The organism is Falsiroseomonas sp. (genome assembly GCF_030695085.1).
Classification (GTDB): domain Bacteria; phylum Pseudomonadota; class Alphaproteobacteria; order Acetobacterales; family Acetobacteraceae; genus Falsiroseomonas.
Genome location: NZ_JAUYTS010000226.1, coordinates 1 through 19,163, shown reverse-complemented (window position 1 = coordinate 19,163; position 19,163 = coordinate 1). Strand labels below are relative to the sequence as shown.

At 71.2% G+C, this 19,163-nt stretch carries 13 protein-coding genes; 6 read left to right on the top strand and 7 right to left on the bottom strand.

The genetic code is table 11. The features are described 5' to 3' along the window. The coding region (gene devC / locus Q8S40_RS23200) for an ABC transporter permease DevC (protein ID WP_305672309.1) at positions 1-995 on the top strand (995 nt) is incomplete at its 5' end. Between the two features lie 17 nt (positions 996-1,012). Further along, positions 1,013-1,714 (top strand): ATP-binding cassette domain-containing protein, encoded by a 702-nt coding sequence (locus Q8S40_RS23195; RefSeq protein WP_304809882.1) that lies wholly within the window; start codon positions 1,013-1,015, stop codon positions 1,712-1,714. Between the two features lie 3 nt (positions 1,715-1,717). Here the strand turns inward: Q8S40_RS23195 and Q8S40_RS23190 are convergent, their stop codons facing one another. The 7 genes from Q8S40_RS23190 to Q8S40_RS23160 all read right to left on the bottom strand — a co-directional run bounded on the left by Q8S40_RS23190 (position 1,718) and on the right by Q8S40_RS23160 (position 10,566). Next, positions 1,718-2,707, bottom strand: a complete 990-nt coding sequence (locus Q8S40_RS23190) for a tripartite tricarboxylate transporter substrate binding protein (protein WP_305672308.1) — start codon at positions 2,705-2,707, stop codon at positions 1,718-1,720. Continuing rightward, positions 2,704-3,246: a hypothetical protein gene (locus Q8S40_RS23185; protein WP_305672307.1), complete on the bottom strand. Its 543-nt coding sequence runs from the start codon at positions 3,244-3,246 to the stop codon at positions 2,704-2,706. The genes Q8S40_RS23190 and Q8S40_RS23185 overlap by 4 nt, the downstream gene beginning before the upstream one ends. After that, positions 3,243-4,508 carry an aconitase family protein gene (locus Q8S40_RS23180; protein ID WP_305672306.1) on the bottom strand — a complete coding sequence of 422 codons (1,266 nt, stop codon included), beginning with the start codon at positions 4,506-4,508 and terminating at the stop codon, positions 3,243-3,245. Before Q8S40_RS23180 ends, Q8S40_RS23185 begins: the two co-directional genes overlap by 4 nt. A gap of 109 nt (positions 4,509-4,617) precedes the next feature. After that, entirely contained in the window at positions 4,618-5,484 is an 867-nt protein-coding gene (locus tag Q8S40_RS23175; RefSeq protein WP_305672305.1) for a phosphotransferase family protein, read from the bottom strand. Then, positions 5,484-6,614, bottom strand: coding sequence for a peptide chain release factor 2 (gene prfB, locus Q8S40_RS23170; RefSeq protein ID WP_305672304.1), 1,131 nt, complete (start codon positions 6,612-6,614; stop codon positions 5,484-5,486). Before prfB ends, Q8S40_RS23175 begins: the two co-directional genes overlap by 1 nt. A 77-nt stretch (positions 6,615-6,691) precedes the next feature. Continuing rightward, entirely contained in the window at positions 6,692-9,286 is a 2,595-nt protein-coding gene (locus Q8S40_RS23165) for a penicillin-binding protein 1A (RefSeq protein WP_305672303.1), read from the bottom strand. Positions 9,287-9,426: 140 nt separating this feature from the next. After that, positions 9,427-10,566, bottom strand: coding sequence for an N-acetylmuramoyl-L-alanine amidase (locus Q8S40_RS23160; protein WP_305672302.1), 1,140 nt, complete (start codon positions 10,564-10,566; stop codon positions 9,427-9,429). 853 nt (positions 10,567-11,419) lie between these two features. Here Q8S40_RS23160 and Q8S40_RS23155 point away from each other — a divergent pair. The 4 genes from Q8S40_RS23155 to Q8S40_RS23140 all read left to right on the top strand — a co-directional run. Next, positions 11,420-14,977, top strand: coding sequence for an Rne/Rng family ribonuclease (locus Q8S40_RS23155; RefSeq protein WP_305672301.1), 3,558 nt, complete (start codon positions 11,420-11,422; stop codon positions 14,975-14,977). A 139-nt stretch (positions 14,978-15,116) separates the two neighbouring features. Then, positions 15,117-16,136, top strand: a complete 1,020-nt coding sequence (locus Q8S40_RS23150; protein ID WP_305672300.1) for a C-terminal binding protein — start codon at positions 15,117-15,119, stop codon at positions 16,134-16,136. Between the two features lie 208 nt (positions 16,137-16,344). Beyond that, positions 16,345-17,631, top strand: a complete 1,287-nt coding sequence (locus Q8S40_RS23145) for a glycosyltransferase family 1 protein (protein WP_305672299.1) — start codon at positions 16,345-16,347, stop codon at positions 17,629-17,631. 66 nt (positions 17,632-17,697) lie between these two features. Beyond that, the coding region (locus tag Q8S40_RS23140; protein ID WP_305672298.1) for a polyketide synthase at positions 17,698-19,163 on the top strand (1,466 nt) is incomplete at its 3' end.

Below are 19,163 nucleotides of genomic sequence, written 5' to 3'. Positions count from 1 at the left end.
TGCGCGGCGATCTGTTCCTGATGCACCCGCTGACCACCGCCAGCTTCCGGTCTGAACCCATGCCGCGGGCGCGCGCCTGGCAGGTTCTGGCGCTGCCGGAGGTGGAGCGTGCCGTGCCGATCTATCTGGCGCAGGCCACCTGGCGCAATCCGGAGACCGGCACGCGCCGCGCCATCCAGCTCATCGGCGTCGATACCGATGCGGGGGTGCTGGATTTCCCGGGCCTGGCGCCGCTGCTGGACCGGCTGAAACGCGCCGACACCATCGCCTTCGACATGCGATCCCGCCCCGAATTCGGCCCGGTGGCACAGATGCTGGCGGAACAAGGGCCGTTCGAGGTGCAGGTCGGCAACCGCGACATGGAGGTGGTGGGGCTGATCGAGATCGGGCCGTCCTTCGGCGCGGACGGCAACATCGTGCTGTCCGACGTGAATTTCCGCCGCGTGGTGAAGGAACGGCAGGTCTCCTCCATCGACCTTGTGGCCATTCGCCTGCGGCCCGGCGCCGATATCGCCGCCGTGCAGGCGCAGCTGCGAGAGCTGTTGCCGGCGGATGTGATGGTGCTGACCCAGGCGCAGCTCACCGCGCATGAACGATCCTACTGGGAGGATACGACGCCGATCGGCTTCATCTTCTCCTTCGGCAGCCTGATGGGCTTGGTCGTCGGCATGGTCATCGTCTACCAGATCCTGTTCAGCGACATTGCCGGGCATCTGAAGGAATATGCGACGCTGAAGGCCATGGGCTATTCCAATGGCTATCTCGGGCAGGTGGTGCTGGGGGCGGCGCTGATCCTGGCGCTGGCGGGCTTCGTGCCGGGGCTGCTGGTCTCCGCCCTGCTATACCATGTGGTGGGCACCGCCACCTTCCTGCCGCTGACCATGGATGTCGCGCGCGCCAGCACGGTCTTCGTGATGATCTTCACCATGTGCGCGGTGGCCGGGCTGCTGGCGATGCGGAAGCTGCGCGATGCCAACCCGGCGGACATGTTCTGATGGCGTCCGGGGCGCCAATGGAAGCACCCGTCCTGCTCCGCAACATCACCTTCGCCTATGGCGAGGGCGAGCTGCGCAAGGCGGTGCTGCGCGATGTGGACCTGACCGTGGCGCCGGGTGAGATCGTGCTGCTGACCGGCCCTTCCGGCAGCGGCAAGACCACGCTGCTGACGCTGATCGGCGCGCTGCGCGCCATGCAGGATGGCAGCGCCCGCGTGCTGGGACAGGAACTGAAGGGCGCGAATGAGGCTGCCCGCGTGCGCCTGCGCCGCAACATCGGCTTCATCTTCCAGAACCACAATCTGCTGGGCTTCCTGACCGCGCGGCAGAATGTGGCGATGGCGCTGGAGCAGGATGCGGCGCTCGGCGAACGCCAGCGGCTGGCGCGCGCGGCGGAGTTGCTGGGGTTGGTGGGCCTTGAGGATCACCTGGAAAAACTGCCCTCGCAGCTTTCCGGCGGCCAGCGGCAGCGCGTTTCCGTGGCCCGTGCGCTGGCGGCGGAGCCAGGCCTGGTGCTGGCGGATGAGCCGACCGCGGCGCTCGACAAGACAAGCGGGCATGAGGTGGTGATGCTGTTGCGGAACCTGGCGAAATCCCGCGGCGTGCCGATCCTGCTGGTGACGCACGACCCGCGCATCCTCGACATCGCCGATCGCGTGGTGGCGATGGAGGATGGACGGATCGTCGGCGCCAGCGCGGAGAACAACGCGGCGGCGTGACGCCTATTCCAGCTTCACATTCCCGAGCCGCACCGCCTCCCGGTAGATGTCCAGCTCGTCGCGGATCACCCGGTCGTAATAGGCGGGCGTGATGTCGGATGCGGGTGGGATCGTCGCGCCCAGGCTGGTCAGCCTTTCCCGCACCGTGGGGTCTGCCAGCGCGGCGGCCAGGGCTGCGGCCAGCTTCTGCACCACGGGCGCCGGCGTGCCGGCCGGCGCCAGGTAGCCGAGCGTGGTGCTCAACTCCGCCTGCACCAGCCCGGCCTCGCGCAGCGTCTGCACATCCGGCAGCAGCGGCGACCGGCTGGCGGAGGCGATGCCGATGATGCGCGCGCGGCCATCGGCGTGCAGCGGCAGGGCGCTCGACAATTGGTCGAACACCACCGGGATGTTGCCCGCGATCAGATCGTTCAAGGCCGGGCCGGTGCCGCGATAGGGCACATGCACCAGCCCCGCGCCGGTGCCGGCGTTGAACAGCTCGATCGCCAGATGCGCGCCGGAGCCGATGCCCGCCGTGCCGGCGGACATGCCGCCGGGCGTCGCCTTCGCGCGTGCGACGAATTCTTGCAGCGTGCGCGTGGTGATGTCCTTCGCCACCATCATCACGATCGGCACACGATAGGCCATGCCGATCGGCGCGAAGTCGCGCAGCGGATCATAGGGCAGGTGGGCCATCGCCACCGGGAAAATGGAGACCGGCGCGGTGCCGGTCAGCAGCATGGTGTAGCCATCGGGCCGCGCCTTCGCGACCAGATCGGTGCCGACGATGCCGCCCGCGCCGGCGCGGTTGTCCACCATCACCTGTTGCCCCAGCGCCTGGCTCATCGCCGGCTGCAGCAGCCGCGCGGTGAAATCGACGTTGCCGCCGGGCGGATAGCCGACGACGAGCCGCACCGGCCGGTCCGGAAAGGATTGCGCCCGGGCCGGGCCGGCGGCGAAGCCAGCCGCGGCGAGGCTGGCGGCGGTGAGCAGCGTGTTGCGGCGTGTGGTCATGGCGCTTTTCCCTCCCTGTCTGTTGCGCGGCGTGCCGCGAATTCGCGCTCCAGCAGCGGGATAGATCCGCCCGCGTGCCAGATCTGTACCATGCGTTCGGAGAATGGATTTGCGCGCAGGACGCGCCCATCCGGCAGCGTCACCCGGCCGCTGGCCGGATCGGCTTCCAGGATCTCGCCATCCTGCACCGCTTCATGGATGCCGGGGCAGATCATCACCGGCAGGCCGTGGTTCAGCGCGCGGCGCAGGAAGCCGGAATCGCAGGATTCCACCACCACCAGGGCAATGCCGGAGGCGCGCATGGCGACGCTGACCTCGACATGGTTGTGGTGCGCGAAGTTGCGCCCGCCGACGACGATGTCGCCCTTGCGGACTTGCTGCGGGAATTCGGGACGCAGCCTGCGGAAGCACATGGCGCGCAGCGCGTCCTCGTCGAATTCCTTGCCGAAGCTGTCACGGATGATGGCGAATTCGATGATGCCGTCATCGCCGTGCACATCATCGCCGAATTTCCAGACGCGGCCGCGCGGAGCACTCATGCGACGGCCTCCGCCAGCATCGCGCGGGGATCGGTGATGCGCCCCGCCACGGCCGAGGCCGCGACCACCGCGGGGCCGGCGAGATAGACGCGGGAGGACCTGGCGCCGTTGCGGCCGTGATAGTTGAACTGCTGGGTGGAGATCAGCACCTCGTTCTCGTTCAGCACGCCCTGGTAGCCCCAGCAGGTGGTGCAGCCCGGGGCGAGGATGGTGGCGCTGGCCTCGGCCAGCACTTCCAGCAAGCCTTCGCGAGCCGCCTCGACATAGACGCCGCGGCTGCCGGGCGTGACATACAGCGTGACATGCGGCGCCACCTGGCGGCCGCGCAGCAGCCGGGCTGCTTCGCGCATGTCGTCCAGCCTTCCATTGGCACAGGACCCGATGGTCGCCTGGTCGATCCGCAGCCCCGCTGCCTGATCCACCGGCACCGCGCCATGTGCATCCGGCGGCACGGTCACCATGGGCGCGATGCGGCCGAGGTCGTAGCTCAGCCGCGTCATATAGGTGGCACCCGGATCGGCCTGCACCACCTGCCAGGGCCGTCCGGCATCCCGCGCGCGGACATACTCCAGCGCAAGCGCATCCGGCACCATGATCCCGGTATAGGCGCCGGAGTGGAACAGGGAGGCGAGGATCGCCTGGCGGTCATCGAGGCTCAGCGCATCGAGGCCCGGCCCGTCGAATTCCACGCAGCATTGCAGAAGCCGCCCATCGCCCGTGCAGTCCCGCAGGATGGTCTGGATCACGTCCCGCGCCGTCACGCCGAAGCCGAGCCGCCCGGTCAGGGTGATGCGGGCGGAGGGCGGCACCGCGATCCAGTTCTCGTCCTGGATGAGGGAGACCAGCACCTCCGCCGAGATCGGCAGGTTCAGCGCGCCCAGCGCGCCGATGCTGGCGATGTTGCCCTCATCGGAGAAGATCAGCGTGCCCGGCCGGGCGAAGCCGCGTTCCGTCAGCACCAGGTGGCGCAGGCCGTTGCCGGGGCCGAAGAAATTCTCGATGCCCTGCTGCGCGCACCAGTCGCGCAGCGTGCGATGCGTTTCGTGGTGGGGAGATCCCATGGCGGCGGAGGTGGAATGGTCGATCACCATCACCGCCTTGTCAGGGCGCGGAATGCGGTCCACGCCGATGCGCTCCAGGTTGCGCTTGTGGCCGGGCCAGAACAGCTCCTGGCAGGCGGTGTAGTCGGGGGAGACGGTGACGTATTCGCCAACCGCCACGGCATCCCGCCCGCAATGCGCGGCGATGATTTTCTGCGCCACAGTTTGCTGGGCGATGGTTTGCGCGACCGCCGACATCCACCCTCCTTGCCGTCTCTGCGCGGCATCGTTGCAGGGTTTATAGGTCAGACTTATGACTGATGAACAGAGGCTATGGCAGGTGCGGGACCCACCGTTCCAGATTGCCAAGCAGGCCGAAGCGGGCGACCTGCGCCTCCGTCGCCTCGCCCAGCTCCATCAGCCGGTGCAGCCCGGTCAGCCAGGCGATGCGGGCGCGGTTCAGCTTCCGCCCGCCCTGCGCCTCGTACTGGGCCATCAGGCGGAAGGCGAGATCGGGCGCGATCAGGCTGGGCGCCACGAAATCGCGGTGCAGCGGGCCGAAGCCGCTGCCGGCGAAATCGAAGACACCCTGCACCCGGCCGGAGTCGTGGTCGAAGGCGAGGTTCCAGCCATGCAGGTCGAAATGCCCGAAGACGCTGCCGGCCGGGTCGGGCGGTAGCGCGGCGGCGGCGATCCGCTCGGCCGGGCGATGCAGCGCGGGCGGCAGGCGCGGCCAGGCCTGGCGCAGGATCGTCCCAGGTTCCGGCCAGTCCCAGACCGGCCCGGCGCCCGCCTGCCGCAGCGGCGCGGGGTCCAGCCGGTGCAGGGCGAGTTGCAGGCCGGCCAGTTGCTCCGCCAGCAGGTGCCGGGCTGTCTCGGGCAGCGCCGCGTACTGCGCCGGCAGCAGCACCGCCCCTGGCAGCTTCCGGTGCCAGGCGAAGCAGGGCGGGCCGGGGTGGAAGCGCGTTTGCGGCACGCGCAGCGGCGAAACGGGGCCGATCACGGCCAGCAGCCGCGCCTCCCGCGCCAATTCACCGGCGCCGTGTTCGAAGCGTGGGAAGCGGAAGATCAGCCGGTCATCGACATCGACGGCCTGGCTCTCCCACCCATCCGCCAACAGGGTGAAGCGGGCGCCGGACAGGTCGGGGAAGAGGGCAAGGATGGCGGCGCGCAGCGCATCCAGCCCCGCCCCTGGCATCAGTCGGCCTTGGCGCTGGCCTCGGACCGCGTGGTGCCGACGCGCTGGGCGAGGGCGGCGGCCATGAACTCGTCGATCTCGCCATCCAGCACGGCGGCGGGGTTGCCCTTCTCCACGCCGGTGCGGAGGTCCTTCACCATCTGGTAGGGTTGCAGGACGTAGCTGCGGATCTGGTGGCCCCAGCCGATATCGGTCTTGCCGGCCTCCACCGCGTCACTGATCGCCTCGCGCTTGCGGAGTTCCAGCTCGTAGAGCCGGGCCTTGAGCATATCCATGGCGATGACGCGGTTCTTGTGCTGGCTGCGGTCCTGGGTGGAGGCGGCGACCACGCCGGTCGGAATATGGGTGAAGCGCACCCCTGATTCCGTCTTGTTCACATGCTGGCCGCCGGCGCCGGAAGCCCGGAAGGTGTCGGTCTTGATGTCCGCCGGATTGATCTCGATCTCGATCCGGTCATCGATGACGGGGTAGACATAGACACTCGCAAAACTGGTCTGCCGGCGCGCCGCGGCGTCGAAGGGGCTGATGCGGACCAGGCGGTGCACGCCGGTTTCCGTCTTCAGCCAGCCGAAGGCATTGGGGCCGCTGACCTGGATGGTGACCGATTTGATGCCGGCCTGTTCGCCATCGGATTGCTCGGTCAGCGTCAGCTTGTAGCCACGCTTTTCCGCCCAGCGGGTGTACATGCGCAGCAGCATCTCGGCCCAGTCCTGGGCCTCCGTGCCGCCGGCGCCGGCATTCACTTCCAGATAGGCGTCGTTCTGGTCGGCCTCGCCGGACAGCAGGCTTTCCGTCTCGCGGTGCTTCACCTCCGCCGCATAGGTCTTGAGGTCGGCGACGGCGGCATCGGCGATGGCGGCATCGCCCTCGGCCTCGGCCAGCTCGATCAGCTCCAGCGCATCCGCCACATTGCGCTCCAGCGCCTGCACGCCCTCGATCTGCGCGGCCAGGCGGTTGCGCTCGCGCATCAGCGCCTGGGCGGCATCGGCCTTGGCCCAGAGGTCCGGGTCCTCGGATTTGGCGTTGAGTTCCTCCAGCTGCCGCAGCGCCTCATCCCAGTTGAGATGGGCGCGCAGCAGGGCGAGGCCCTCGGCGATCTGGGTTTTCAGGTTCTCGGCATCGGCGCGCATGACCGGTTCAGTAGTGCCGGCCTGCGCGTCTGTCGAGACAGCCCTGGACCACGGCGGCGACCGGCGCGCGCCGGCTGCTAATACAAACCACCCAGATTGCTGTCCACGCTGGCCGCGGCGGTGCCGGGCTCGGCCGCCAGCGGGTCCACCGGCGGGCGGGCGCTGTTCTCGGTGCCGGGCTTGAAGGCCTCGAAGATGGTCTGGCCGTTCGGCAGTTGCAGCCGCACCAGCGCCACGCCGGGCGGCGCCCGGAAGGGCAGGGCCGGGCTGTCGCCGAGGGCTGCCGCCACCACGTCGCGGAAGATCGGCGCCGCATTGCTGCCGCCGGTCTCGCCACTGCCCAGGCTGCGCGGATCATCGAAGCCGACCCACACGGCGACGACGAGGTCGGGGGTGAAGCCGACGAACCAGTTATCCTTGAAGTCGTCCGTCGTGCCGGTCTTGCCGGCCACCGGCCGGTTCAGCCCGGCGCCGGCCCGCGTGCCGGTGCCACGCTGCACCACGCCCTGCAGCATGCTGGTCATCTGGAAGGCGGAAACCGGGTCCGTCACCTGCTGGCGCGTCTCGGTCAGGGCCGGCGGGGCGCCAGTCGGGCTGCTGTCGCAGGCGGTGCATTCCCGCGCATCGGTGCGCCAGACCAGCCGGCCCTGGCGGTCCTGCACGCTGTCGATCAGCGTCGGCGTCACCTGCCGCCCGCCATTGACGAAGCTGGAATAGCCGGCGGCCTGGCGCAGCACCGTCGTCTCCCCGGCGCCGAGCGACATCGCCAGCACGCGTTGCATGTTGGGGATGACGCCGAAGCGGGATGCCACCTCCGCCACCGCCGGCATGCCGACCTGCTGCGCCAGGCGCACGGTGACCAGGTTGAGGCTGCGCTCCAGCGCGCTGCGCATGGTGACCCAGCCCTGGGGCGCGCCACCGCCGTAATTGCCCGGGCGCCACATGCCCTGCGGCGTCATCACCTCCACCGGGCCGTCCAGCAGAAGCTGGTTCGGCGGGATGCCGGCCTCCAGCCCCGCCAGGAAGACGTAGGGCTTGAAGGACGAACCGGGCTGCCGCTGCGCCTGGCTGGCGCGGTTGAACCAGGACCGTTCGAAGGACCAGCCGCCGACCATGGCCAGCACGCGGCCGGTATTCGGGTCCATCGCCACCACGGCGCCTTCCACCTCGGGGATCTGGCGCAGCGCCAGGCGTTCCGGGCGGGCGGGCGTGCGGCCCTGGGCGGCGGTGGCGGGCAGGGTTTCCACCAGCACCACATCGCCCGGCGCCAGCACATCCTGCATCCGCCGCGGCGCGCCGCCGACGCGGCCATCCCGCACCGGGCGCGCCCAGCCGGAGACTTCCTCGAAGGGCAGCGTGCCGGTGCGCGGCTGGGCGGCGGTGCGGCCATCCGGGCGTTCCAGCCAGGCCATCCGCGCCTCCCGGTCGCGCACCTCCAGCGCCACCGCCAGGCGCCATTCCGGCATGGCGCCGGGCGGGCGCTGCTGGTCCTGCAGGGCGGGCAGCCATTCCGTGGCACCGGCCGGGATGCGCGCCACCGGGCCGCGCCAGCCGCCACGCCGGCGGTCATAGGCCAGCAGCCCGTTGCGGAGCGCCGCCTCCGCCCCTTCCTGCAGCACCGGGTCGAGCGAGGTGCGGACCACGAGGCCGCCCATCGTCGTCTGGTCCGCGCCGAAGCGGGCGATCAGCTCGCGGCGCACTTCCTCGGTGAAGTACTGGCCCACCGGCACCACATCCGGCCGCCGCTGCGGGCGGGGGATCAGCGTTTCGGCCTTGGCGCGGGTGGCGTCCGCGGCCGGCAGAGCGCCATCATCCATCATGCGGTCGATCACCCAGTTCCGCCGGCCGATCGCGGCCTCGGGGAAGCGGGCGGGGTTGTAGTTGTTCGGCGCCTTGGGCAGGGCGGCCAGGAAGGCGGCTTCCGCCACCGTCAGCTCATCCAGCGACTTGTTGAAGTAGTTCTGCGCCGCGGCGGCGACGCCATAGGCCTGCTGGCCCAGGAAGATCTCGTTCAGATAGATCTCGAGGATGCGCGCCTTCGGCATCGCCTGCTCGATCCGCAGCGCCAGGATGGCCTCGCGGACCTTCCGCATCATCGTGCGGTCGGCGCCGACCAGCATGTTCTTGGCGACCTGCTGGGTGATGGTGGAGGCGCCCCCCATGCGGCGGCCGGAGCCGAGCTGTTCCAGGTTGGTCACCACGGTGCGCGCGATGCCGATCGGGTCGATGCCGTAATGCGACCAGAAGCGCTGGTCCTCGGCCGAGATGAAGGCCTGCTGCACATGGCGCGGAATCGCCTCGATCGGCACGAAGACGCGGCGTTCCTGGGCGAGTTCGGCCATCAGGCGGCTGTCGCCGGCATAGATGCGGCTCATCTGTGGGGCCTGGTAGTCGGCCAGCCAGCGGTAGTCCGGCAGTTCGGCGGAGGCGGAGCGGTACAGCGCATAGGCCGCGCCGGCGCCGGTCAGCCCGAGCGCGACCGTCAGGATGATCACGGTCTTGGCCAGGAAGCCCATGGTGCCGAAGAACCAGCCGCGCCCCGGGCGTGGCGGCTTGGGAGTGCGCGGGGCTTTCGGCAGACGCGGCGGCGGGCCGGCCGGCGTTTGCGGGTCAGCGGCGCTTGGGCGGCTGCCCACCATCGGGCCTTCGGCGCGGAGGTCGTGGGTGTCCATGGGCTTCCCATACACTGTCCGGCGCGGCGCCGCACATGCCGGCGGCATTGGTCTGACCTGCACGCGCGGAGACGTGTGGGGGATTTTGGGTCGGCCCGGCCCGGTTGCCAGGGCCGGCCGGCAATCCTCACCGGCAATCCTCAGCCGAAGGCCGCGACCGTGTTGCCCGATTGCGCCAGCCAGCCATGGATGGCGCGGCCCATGGCGCGGGCCAGCTTGGCGCGGTGGTCCACCCGGCGCAGCGCGGCCTCATCCTGCGCGTCGGACAGGAAGCCCAGTTCCACCAGCACCGCCGGCACATCCGGCGCCTTCAGCACCACGAAGCCGGCCTGGCGATGGGTGTTGGGCAGCAGCGGCACATCCTCCCGCAGTTCCGCCACCACCTGTTCGGCCATGCGGGCGCTGCCGATGCGGGTTTCCGCCTGGATCAGGGAGGCGAGGATGGCCTGCACCTCCGGCGATACCGAGGGCAGGCGCAGCCCGCCGGCGCGGTCCGCCTGGTTCTCCCGCCGCGCCAGCGCGCCGGCCAGCGAGTCGGAACTGTCGCCCAGAGTATAGACGCTGGCGCCGCGCGCACCCGGCGCGCTGTCCGCATGCAGGGAGACGAACAGCGCGGCCTGGCGCTGGCGGGCGAAATTCACTCGGGCGCCAAGCGCCACGAAGCGGTCATTGCCGCGGGTCAGCGCCACGCGGCAGCGGCCGCCGGCCTCCAGCACGCGCCGGAGCTGGATGGCGGTGGCCAGCACCACACGCTTTTCCTGCGTGCCGCTGGCGCCGATGGCGCCCGGGTCCCGCCCGCCATGGCCGGGGTCGAGCACCACCAGCGGCAGGGATGCGGCGCGGCGTGCGGCGGCCGTGGTGCCGCCGCCTTCCGCCATCACGCCGCCACCGCCGGCCAGCCGGGCGAAGGGCGCGGCCGCGCCGGGCACCACCTCGATCACCAGGCGGTTGCCGCTGGCGGTGGCGCGGCGCAGCGCCACCGGGCCGGAGAGGTCGAGCCGCAGCCGCCCCCGTTCCACCCGCGCGGCGCGCACGGGACCGGCGCCGCGCAGCCGGGTTGCGGCGCGCCAGGGCTGGCCGGGTGTCTCAAGCAGCAGGCGATTCGGCGACCGCGCCGCCACCAGCTTCCAGCGCGCATTGGCGGGCAGCGTCAGGGTCAGGCGCGCGCCGGAGCCCACCGCCTCCAGCGAGGCGCCGGTGACGGCGGCGAGGACTTCAGATGGCGCAGGCAGCGCCGCGAGGCCGAGCACGAGGCTCGCCAGGGCTCGGCGACCGAGCATGGGTTGGCACCCCCTTAGGTTCCGGCGGATGGGCGGCAATGGCCGGCAGATCCGCATGGACAGGCCGCGCACGGCCCCCGCGGCGGCAGGCCGGACCACCCCCCGGTGCCGGCCATGGGCGAAGATTGCCACATCCCGCCCGTGGCTTGCCAGCGCTGGTTGAGAGACTGCGTGAGTTTCGCGTCTGCGGCTGCAGCCGTCCGGGCCCGCATTCAGCTTCAAGTTCGGCTCTGGCGCCGGCGGCGCCTTGTGGTGGCCGGATGGGCCGCCTATGGTGACCTGCCCCGGTGGCAACCGCTGCCGGCCTGGATTGTGTGTCTCGCGGCCGCTCGGCCCCGCATCTGCCCGCGTTGTCGCGGCGGGCGGGGCGCCGGGTCAATGGCCGGTATCCCTGGCATGGTGACGGGTTTCGCCCGGCGCCGCGCTTCGCCAGGTGTCGCGACGCCTTCCCGGTCGACGTGGAGCTTGCGCGGACACCCTGCGACCGATTCGTGGAAAGACGAGGCTGGACACAGGGCGCCCCACAGGCCAGCCGCCCGCCCGATTGCGCCTGCGACCGGCGCCCCTGTTCTTGGGGCATGCCGATTGAAGGGTTTCCGGGGCAGCGCGAGGCGCGCCCGCCGGGACCGGTCTGCCTGGGATTGTTCCCAGGTGCATCGGTCCCACTGAACCCAACAGGGTCTGCCCCAGGGGCCATCCCCAGGGCGGGTCCGCCGCGACAAGGACCGGTTCGCCGCCGCATGGACGAATTCCTGCCGCCGATCCGTTCTGTCTCGGGCCCTGTCACCCCCGACCGCCGCTGCCGGCCCACGGGTCCAACCCCTGGCCAGCGCGGTGCGGAGTTTTCACCCCCATGACCAAGCGCATGCTGATCGATGCATCCCACCCCGAGGAAACCCGGGTGGTGGTGCTGGATGGCAACCGGCTCGAAGCCTTCGATATCGAGTCGGCGAACAAGATGCCCCTCAAGGGCAATATCTACCTGGCCCGCGTCGTGCGGGTCGAACCCAGCCTGCAGGCCGCCTTCGTCGAATATGGCGGCAACCGGCACGGCTTCCTCGCCTTCAGCGAGATCCACCCGGACTACTACCAGCTTCCCGTCGCCGACCGGCAGCGCCTGATCGAGATGCAGCAGGCCGAGGCGCGCGAGGAACAGGAACGCGAGGACGCCGAGGAAGCCGCCCGCGACGGCGACGAGGCGCTGACCGGCGCGCTGCAGGCGGCCATCGAGGGCGAGGCCGAGTTGATCGGCGAGGCCTCCGGTGACGCCGCGCCTTCTGAAGATGCACCCGGCGAGAACGCCGCCGATCAGGACGCGTCCGGCGAAGGCCGGGCGGAGGCCGCCCCGCCGGCGCCTGCCGCCGAGACGGACGGCCAGGACGAAGCCAACGATACTGGCCGCAACGCCGACCGGGACTCCGGCAGCGCCATGCCAATGACCATCCCGGTGGAGCGCATCACCGCCACCGACGAGCCTGAGGCCGCCACCCCGGCCGAAACCGCCGCCGAGGACGCGGCGCTGGCCGCCGAGCGGCAGGAGAATGCCGAGGCCGCCAGCGACCAGGGATCAGCCGAGGACCAGGGTACCGAGGACCGGGGCGCCGAGTACCGGGGCGCCGAGGACGAGCGCGGCAATGACGACGGCGCCGAATACGGCGCGCGCGACGATAATGGCGCCGAGGATCAAGGCGGCGACTTCGAGCCGCGCGACGACAACGGCGCCGAGGGCGGCAACGGCGAACCGGCCAATGGCGAGCCGGGCAGCGAGCCGCGCCAGGCGCGCGGGCGCCAGGACCGCGGTGGCCGCGGCCGGGGCCGCGACCGTGGCCGTGGTGGCGACCGCGACCGTGGCGGCGACCGCAGCCGTGACGACCGGAGCCGCGATGACCGGGGCCGCGATGACCGGGGCCGGGACGACGAGGTCGAGAGCGTCGGCAATTCCGAGGCGCCGCCGCCCGAGTCGCTTGGCGGCACGACGGAGGATGACGCGCGCGAACGCCGCATCCCGCCGCGCTTCCTGCGCCACTACAAGATCCAGGAGGTCATCAAGCGCCGCCAGATCATGCTGATCCAGGTGGTGAAGGAAGAACGCGGCGGGAAGGGTGCCGCGCTGACCACCTATATCTCGCTGGCCGGCCGCTTCTCGGTCCTCATGCCGAACTCGCCGCGCGGCGGCGGCGTCTCCCGCAAGATCACCTCGGCCGGCGACCGCAAGCGCCTGCGCGAGATCATCGATGAGCAGCAGCTGCCGCAGGGCATGTCGCTGATCGTCCGCACCGCGGGCGCGCAGCGGCCGAAGCCCGAGATCAAGCGGGATTGCGAATACCTGCTGCGGCTGTGGGACAATATCCGCGAGCGCACCTTCGCCTCCACCGCACCCGCGCTGATCTATGAGGAAGCGGACCTCATCAAGCGCTCGATCCGCGACGTCTTCGGCAAGGATGTCGAGGAAGTGCATGTGGAGGGCGAGGAAGCCTACCAGGATGCGCGCGAATTCATGCGCATGCTGATGCCCGCGCATGTGAACAAGGTGAAGCCGGTGCGGGACGGCGTGCCGTTGTTCGCGCGCCACGGCGTCGATGCGCAGCTCGATGCCATGCACAGCCCGAATGTGCAGTTGAAGTCGGGCGGCTACATCGTCATCAACCAGACGGAAGCCCTGGTTTCCATCGACGTGAACTCCGGCCGCGCCACCCGCGACCGGCACATCGAGGACACGGCGCTGCGCACCAATCTGGAGGCCGCCGACGAGGTGGCCCGCCAGCTGCGTCTGCGCGACCTCGCCGGCCTGATCGTCATCGACTTCATCGACATGGAGTCGGCGCGCAACGACGCGCAGGTCGAGCGCCGGTTGAAGGAAGCCCTGAAGCAGGACCGCGCCCGCATCCAGGTCGGCCGGATCAGCCATTTCGGCCTGCTCGAGATGTCCCGCCAGCGGCTGCGGCCTTCGGTGGTGGAACACGCCTATGTCGCCTGCCCGCATTGCCAGGGCCGCGGCCTGGTCCGCAGCGTGGAATCGAGCGGCCTGCAGGTGCTGCGCCAGATCGAGGAGGAGGGCGCCCGTCGCCGCGCCGCCGAGATCATGGTCCATTGCGCCATGCCGGTGATGCTGTGGCTGCTGAACCAGAAGCGTGAGCGGCTGGGCCAGATCGAGCAGCGCTTCGGCATGCGCGTGCTGGTGCAGCCGGACGACACGCTGATCCCGCCCGCGCTCCGTATCGAGAAGACCCGCGCCGCCAACCCGGATGCGATGCCGGAGCGGCAATCCGCCCTGCGGATGGATTTCGCGCCCGAGCCGGAGCCGATCGAGGAAGAGGCGGAGGTCGAGGAACGCGCGGTTGAGCCGCGCCAGGCCAGGGCGGAGCCGCGCCAGCCGAGGACGACGGAGCCGCGCCAGCGGGGTGAGTCCGAGCCGCGCCAGCGCGCCGAGCCGGAGCCACGCGAGCCTGCCGAGTCGGAGCCGAGGGAGCGCGTCGAAGCCCCGGGCGAAAAGCCGGCCGAGGGCGCCGAGGGTGAGGCCGGTCGTCGCCGCCGTCGCCGGCGGCGTCGTGGCGGCCGCCGCGAAGGCGCCGAGGGCCAGGCCAATGAGGCCGGTGGCACCGAGGAGGATGAGGCCGAGGAGGGCGAGGAGGCCGTCACGCCGCAGCCCGACCTGGCTGACGCCACCGGGCCGGCGGCCGAAGCCAGCCCCGGCACCACGACGGTGCCCGGGCTTGAGGAAGCTGAGACCGCCGAGGGCGCCGAGGAGGACGAGGCCGCGCGCCGGCGTCGCCGTGGCCGCCGCGGTGGCCGTCGCCGGCGTGAGGAGGGTGAGCAGCCGGCCGAGCCGGCCGCCACCCTGGCCAGCCCGACTCCGCCGCAGGCACCACCCCCCGCGCGCCGTGCGCCGACCCCGGCCGACCCCTTCGCCGGGCATATGGACGACATCTTCATGGCGATGGAGGCGGCCGAGGAGGCGGCCGAGCGCGCCGTGAAGTCCCGTCGCGCCGCCGCTCCGGTGCAACAGCCGGACACGTCTGTCGCGCAACCAGCGGTCGGGCAGCCGGTGGCGGTGACGCCGGTCGAGTTGACGCCGGTCGAGGTGACGTCGGCCGAGGTGACGCCGGTCGCGGATCTGCCGCTGCCGCCGGCACCCGCGGTTGAGATGCCGGAACCGGTGACCATCGCCGCGGCCCCGGCGATGGCGGAGCCGGTGGCACCGGCGGACTCGGCCCTGGCCGAGCCACCTGCCGCAGCCGTGCCCGTGCCGCAGCCGGCCCCCGCCGCCGCGCAGGCCCCCGCCGCCGCGCAGGCCCCCGCTGCAGCGCAGGCCCCCGTGGAACCGGTGGCCGCGCCGCCCGTCGCACCCATCGTGCTGGGTGAGGGTGCGGTGCCGGAACTGCCGCGCAAGCGCGGCTGGTGGCGCGCCTGATCCAGCAAGGCCCGGGCGGAAACGCCCGGGCCGCATGGCTGATCAAGCCACCGCTCCGGTTGCCGCCCGCGGCGTCAGGGGCAAGGATGCCCGCCTGAGATCCACGCCGCATTGGCGTGGCCGGGAGGGAGTGACAAGCGTGGCGCAACTGACCGTCCTCGAGCCTGAGGGCATGTATCCGGATACCGATTTGGAGCAGGAGGTATTCGGCCCCGGGGTCGATTTCCTCCATGGCGGTGCCCCGCATACCGGCACGCTGGATGCCCTGCCGGATGCCGTCTGCGCCAAGGTCGATGGCCTGCAGATCTTCCGCCACTGGCTGACGCCGAAGGACATCGCCCGCTTCCCGAAGCTGCGCGTGGTGGTGCGGATGGGCGTGGGCTACGACCGGCTGGACCGCGCCGCCTGTGCCGCGCGCGGCATCACCGTCTGCAATGTGCCCGACTACGGCACGCAGGAAGTGGCCGACCACGCCATCTCACTGGCGCTCGGCCTGCGCCGCGGCCTGTTCCTGCACCATGAGATGCAGCGCAGCGATCCGCCCGCGCCCTGGCGCTACGTGGACAGCCCGCTGATCCGGCGGGCGGAGGTGCAGGGCTTCGGCATCGTCGGCCTCGGCCGCATCGGCATGGCCGTGGCGCTTCGGGCCAAGGCGTTCGGCTTCAAGGTGCGCTTCTACGACCCGCATCTGCCCAATGGCGTGGACCGCGCGTTGGGCATCACCCGCGCCCGGACGCTCGAGGAACTGATGCGCGGCGCCGATGTGCTGTCGATCCATGCGCCGGATACGCGGGAGACGCGCGGCATGATCGGCGCGCGCGAACTCGCCTGGCTGCCGGAAGGCGCGGTGGTGGTGAATACGGCGCGCGGCACAAGCCTGGACATCGATGCGCTGGAAGCCGGCCTGCGCTCCGGTCACATCGCCGGTGCGGGGCTCGATGTGATACCGGTGGAACCTCCGGTTGATCCGGTGCCGGGCCTGGTCGCGGCCTATCGGGCGAAGGAGCCGTGGCTGCTGGGCCGGGTGGTCATCACGCCGCACAGCGCCTTCCATACGCCGGAAGCCTGGCTGGACATTCGCCGCAAGAGCGCCGAAACCATGCGCGACGTGCTGCTGCTTGGGTTGTCCACCAACGTCATTCTCCCGGATGAAGGGTAGGGTCGCCGGGACGCTGCACGCACGCCGTGCAGCGTCCCATTCCGTGCAAAAAAAGAGATTGACGTACAGCGTTATTTAACACAGTCTTGTGTGGCGCATTGGTGCCATTGTCGCGACAGTATTGCAGTGCAGCACGCGCTTGCTGCGCCACCCTTGATAAAGTCCCGCGATCGTGGCGGGTTCCCGTGATCCAAGGAGATTGCCAGGCGTGCATGTCTTTCTCGACATCTCCCGTCTCCTGACCGTCGCCCACCGCTCGGCGCCGTCTGGGATCGACCGGGTCGAGCTGGCCTATGCCCGCCACTGGGCGACGAACAACCCTGCGCATTGCACTTTCGTGGCGGAGGTGCCGCTGCTGGGCTTCGCGGCGCTGCCCACCTCCCTGGTGCGGGAACTGGTGGTGGCGCTGGAGGAATCCTGGGAAAGCGGGACGCGCCTGGCCGCGGGCGCCGCGCGCCGCGCCCGCCTGGCGCTGCCCTTCGGCCGCCCCGCCCTGAACGAGGCGCTGCGCCGGCCCGGGGACAAGTGCTTCCTGCTGGTGTCCCACCGCGCCCTGGAACGGCCTGCGCGCATATCCAGCATGCGGCGCAATGGCTGCCATTTCGTGCCGCTGATCCATGACCTGATCCCGCTGCACCACCCCGAATTCGCGCGCGCCGGCCAGGCCGAGAAGCATAAGCGCCGCATCATCACCACCGCCGCGCTGGCCGATGCCATCATCGTCAATTCAGCGGCGACGGCGGCGGAGCTTTCCCCCTGGCTGGCCGCGCGGCCGGACCGGCCGCTGGTCGCCGTCGCGCCGCTTGGCGTCGCGCCGCCCGCGGTAGAGGCGCCGCCGGTGGCGCTGCGGCCGTATTTCGTGGCGCTCGGCACCATCGAGCCGCGCAAGAACCACCTGCTGCTGCTGAACCTCTGGCGCCAGTTCGCCAGCACCATGGGCGGCGCCGCGCCGCGCCTGGTGGTGGTCGGCCGCCGCGGCTGGGAGAATGAGAACGTGCTGGACATGCTGGAGCGGTGTTCCGCCCTGGATGGCCTGGTGCGGGAATGCGGGTCACTGCCGGACCGCGAGGTCGCCTCCCTGCTGCGCGGCGCGCGCGCCCTGCTGTTCCCCTCCTTCGCCGAGGGCTTCGGGCTGCCGCTGGCGGAAAGCCTGGCGCTCGGCGTGCCGGCCCTGGCGTCGGACCTGCCGGCGCTGCGCGAGGTCGGCCGTCAGGTGCCGGATTACCTGGACCCGCTGGATGGCATGTCCTGGCGCAGTGCCGTGCTGGATTACGCCCGCCCGGACAGCGGCAGCCGCCGCGCCCAGATGGGCCGCATGGCCGGCTGGAAGCCGCCGAGCTGGGAGGACCATTTCGTCGCGGTGGAGCAGTTGTTCCGTGATCTGGTGAAACGCCCCTCGGAACGGACGGTGCCAAGCCCTGCGCTGCAGGAGCGTGGCCGCAGCTGGTCCGCCCCGGTGCCTGGTGGGGCCCGCCGTGACGAGGGGCTGCCATGAGGGCGGCCCGCGCCGGGCTTTGCCGGTCGGTGCGCCAGGCGCGCAGGCCCTGAGCGCGGTCTGTTCATGAAATCCGCCCATCCTCCCCGGGCGGTCCCGAAGCCCGCCGCAAGGCCCATCGCCATACTGGGCCTGGGCTGCCGGCTTCCCGGGGCCGCCAATGCCGATGCCCTGTGGTCCCTGCTGGAATCCGGCCAGGATGCCGTGACCACGGTGCCGGCGGACCGCTTCAACCAGGCCGCCTTCCTGCATCCGCGCCGCAGCGAGCCGGGTCGCGCCTATACCTTCGCGGCCGGAACGCTGGGCGATGTGCGCGGCTTCGATGCCGGCGCCTTCGGCATTTCCCCGCGTGAGGCCGCGGAGATGGACCCGCAGCAGCGCCTGCTGCTGGAGGTGACGCTGGCGGCGATGGAGGATGCCGGGGTGCGGCCCTCCGCCCTGGCCGGGCGCGATGTCGGCGTCTTCGTCGGCGGCTCCTCCACCGATTACGGCGATCTGCGGCTGCTCGACCATGCCGGCGGCGACCGCTACTTCATGACCGGCAACGCGCTGTCGATCCTTTCCAACCGGCTGACCAACGTGTTCGACCTGCGTGGCCCGGCCGAGACCATCGACACCGCCTGCGCTTCCTCCCTCGTAGCCCTGCACGCCGCCTGTCAGGCGCTGGCGGAGGGGCGGCTCGAGGCCGCGGTGGTGGCGGGGGTGCAGATGCTGCTCTCGCCCTTTCCCTTCGTCGGATTCTCCCGCGCCGGCATGCTCTCCCCCACCGGTCGCTGCCGCGCCTTCACGGCGGGGGCGGATGGCTATGTGCGGGCGGAGGGCTCTGCGGCCTTCCTGCTGAAGCCGCTCGATGCCGCGCTGGCCGCGGGCGATTCGATCCGTGGCGTGATCCTGGCCAGCGGCGTCAGCGCGGTGGGCCGCAGCATCGGCCTGTCGCTGCCGAACCGGGACGCGCAGGCAAAGCTGATCCGCCAGGTGATGCAGGATGCCGGCGTCACCGCCGATCGCCTCGCCTATTGGGAAGCGCATGGCACCGGCACCCAGGCGGGCGACCCGGCCGAGGCCTGGGCGATCGGCCAGGCGGCCACCGGGCGGGACACGCCGCTGCCGGTGGGCTCCATCAAGTCCAATATCGGCCATCTGGAGCCCGCTTCCGGCGTTGCCGGGCTGGCCAAGGCGCTGCTGGTGCTGGAACGGCGGCAGGTGCCCGCCACGCTGCACCAGGGGGAGCCCAACCCGAATATCGACTTCGCCGGGCTGAACATCCGTGTGCCGGCGGCGCTGGAGGCACTCGCCGATATCGCGCATCCGGTGGTGGGCGTAAATTCCTTCGGCTTCGGCGGCACCAACGCCTCCGTCCTGCTCGGCCCGGCGCCGCTGCGCCGTCGCGCCGCACGGGCTGCGAAGGCGGGCGCGCCGCCGCCGCTGCTGCTCTCGGCGCGTTCCGCCGCCGCGCTGGCGGCGCTGGCGGCGAGCTGGGAATCGCGGCTGGAAGCGGCCGGTCCGGCGGAGGCCGGCGCGCTGGCCCGCGG

Excerpts from the sequence above, each read along its gene's own strand:
- Q8S40_RS23165 (WP_305672303.1), bottom strand. The coding sequence starts at position 9,286 with ATGGACACCCACGACCTCCGCGCCGAAGGCCCGATGGTGGGCAGCCGC.
- Q8S40_RS23185 (WP_305672307.1), bottom strand. The coding sequence starts at position 3,246 with ATGAGTGCTCCGCGCGGCCGCGTCTGGAAATTCGGCGATGATGTGCAC.
- Q8S40_RS23155 (WP_305672301.1), top strand. The coding sequence starts at position 11,420 with ATGACCAAGCGCATGCTGATCGATGCATCCCACCCCGAGGAAACCCGG.
- prfB (WP_305672304.1), bottom strand. The coding sequence starts at position 6,614 with ATGCGCGCCGATGCCGAGAACCTGAAAACCCAGATCGCCGAGGGCCTC.
- Q8S40_RS23190 (WP_305672308.1), bottom strand. The coding sequence starts at position 2,707 with ATGACCACACGCCGCAACACGCTGCTCACCGCCGCCAGCCTCGCCGCG.
- Q8S40_RS23160 (WP_305672302.1), bottom strand. The coding sequence starts at position 10,566 with ATGCTCGGTCGCCGAGCCCTGGCGAGCCTCGTGCTCGGCCTCGCGGCG.
- Q8S40_RS23195 (WP_304809882.1), top strand. The coding sequence starts at position 1,013 with ATGGAAGCACCCGTCCTGCTCCGCAACATCACCTTCGCCTATGGCGAG.
- Q8S40_RS23175 (WP_305672305.1), bottom strand. The coding sequence starts at position 5,484 with ATGCCAGGGGCGGGGCTGGATGCGCTGCGCGCCGCCATCCTTGCCCTC.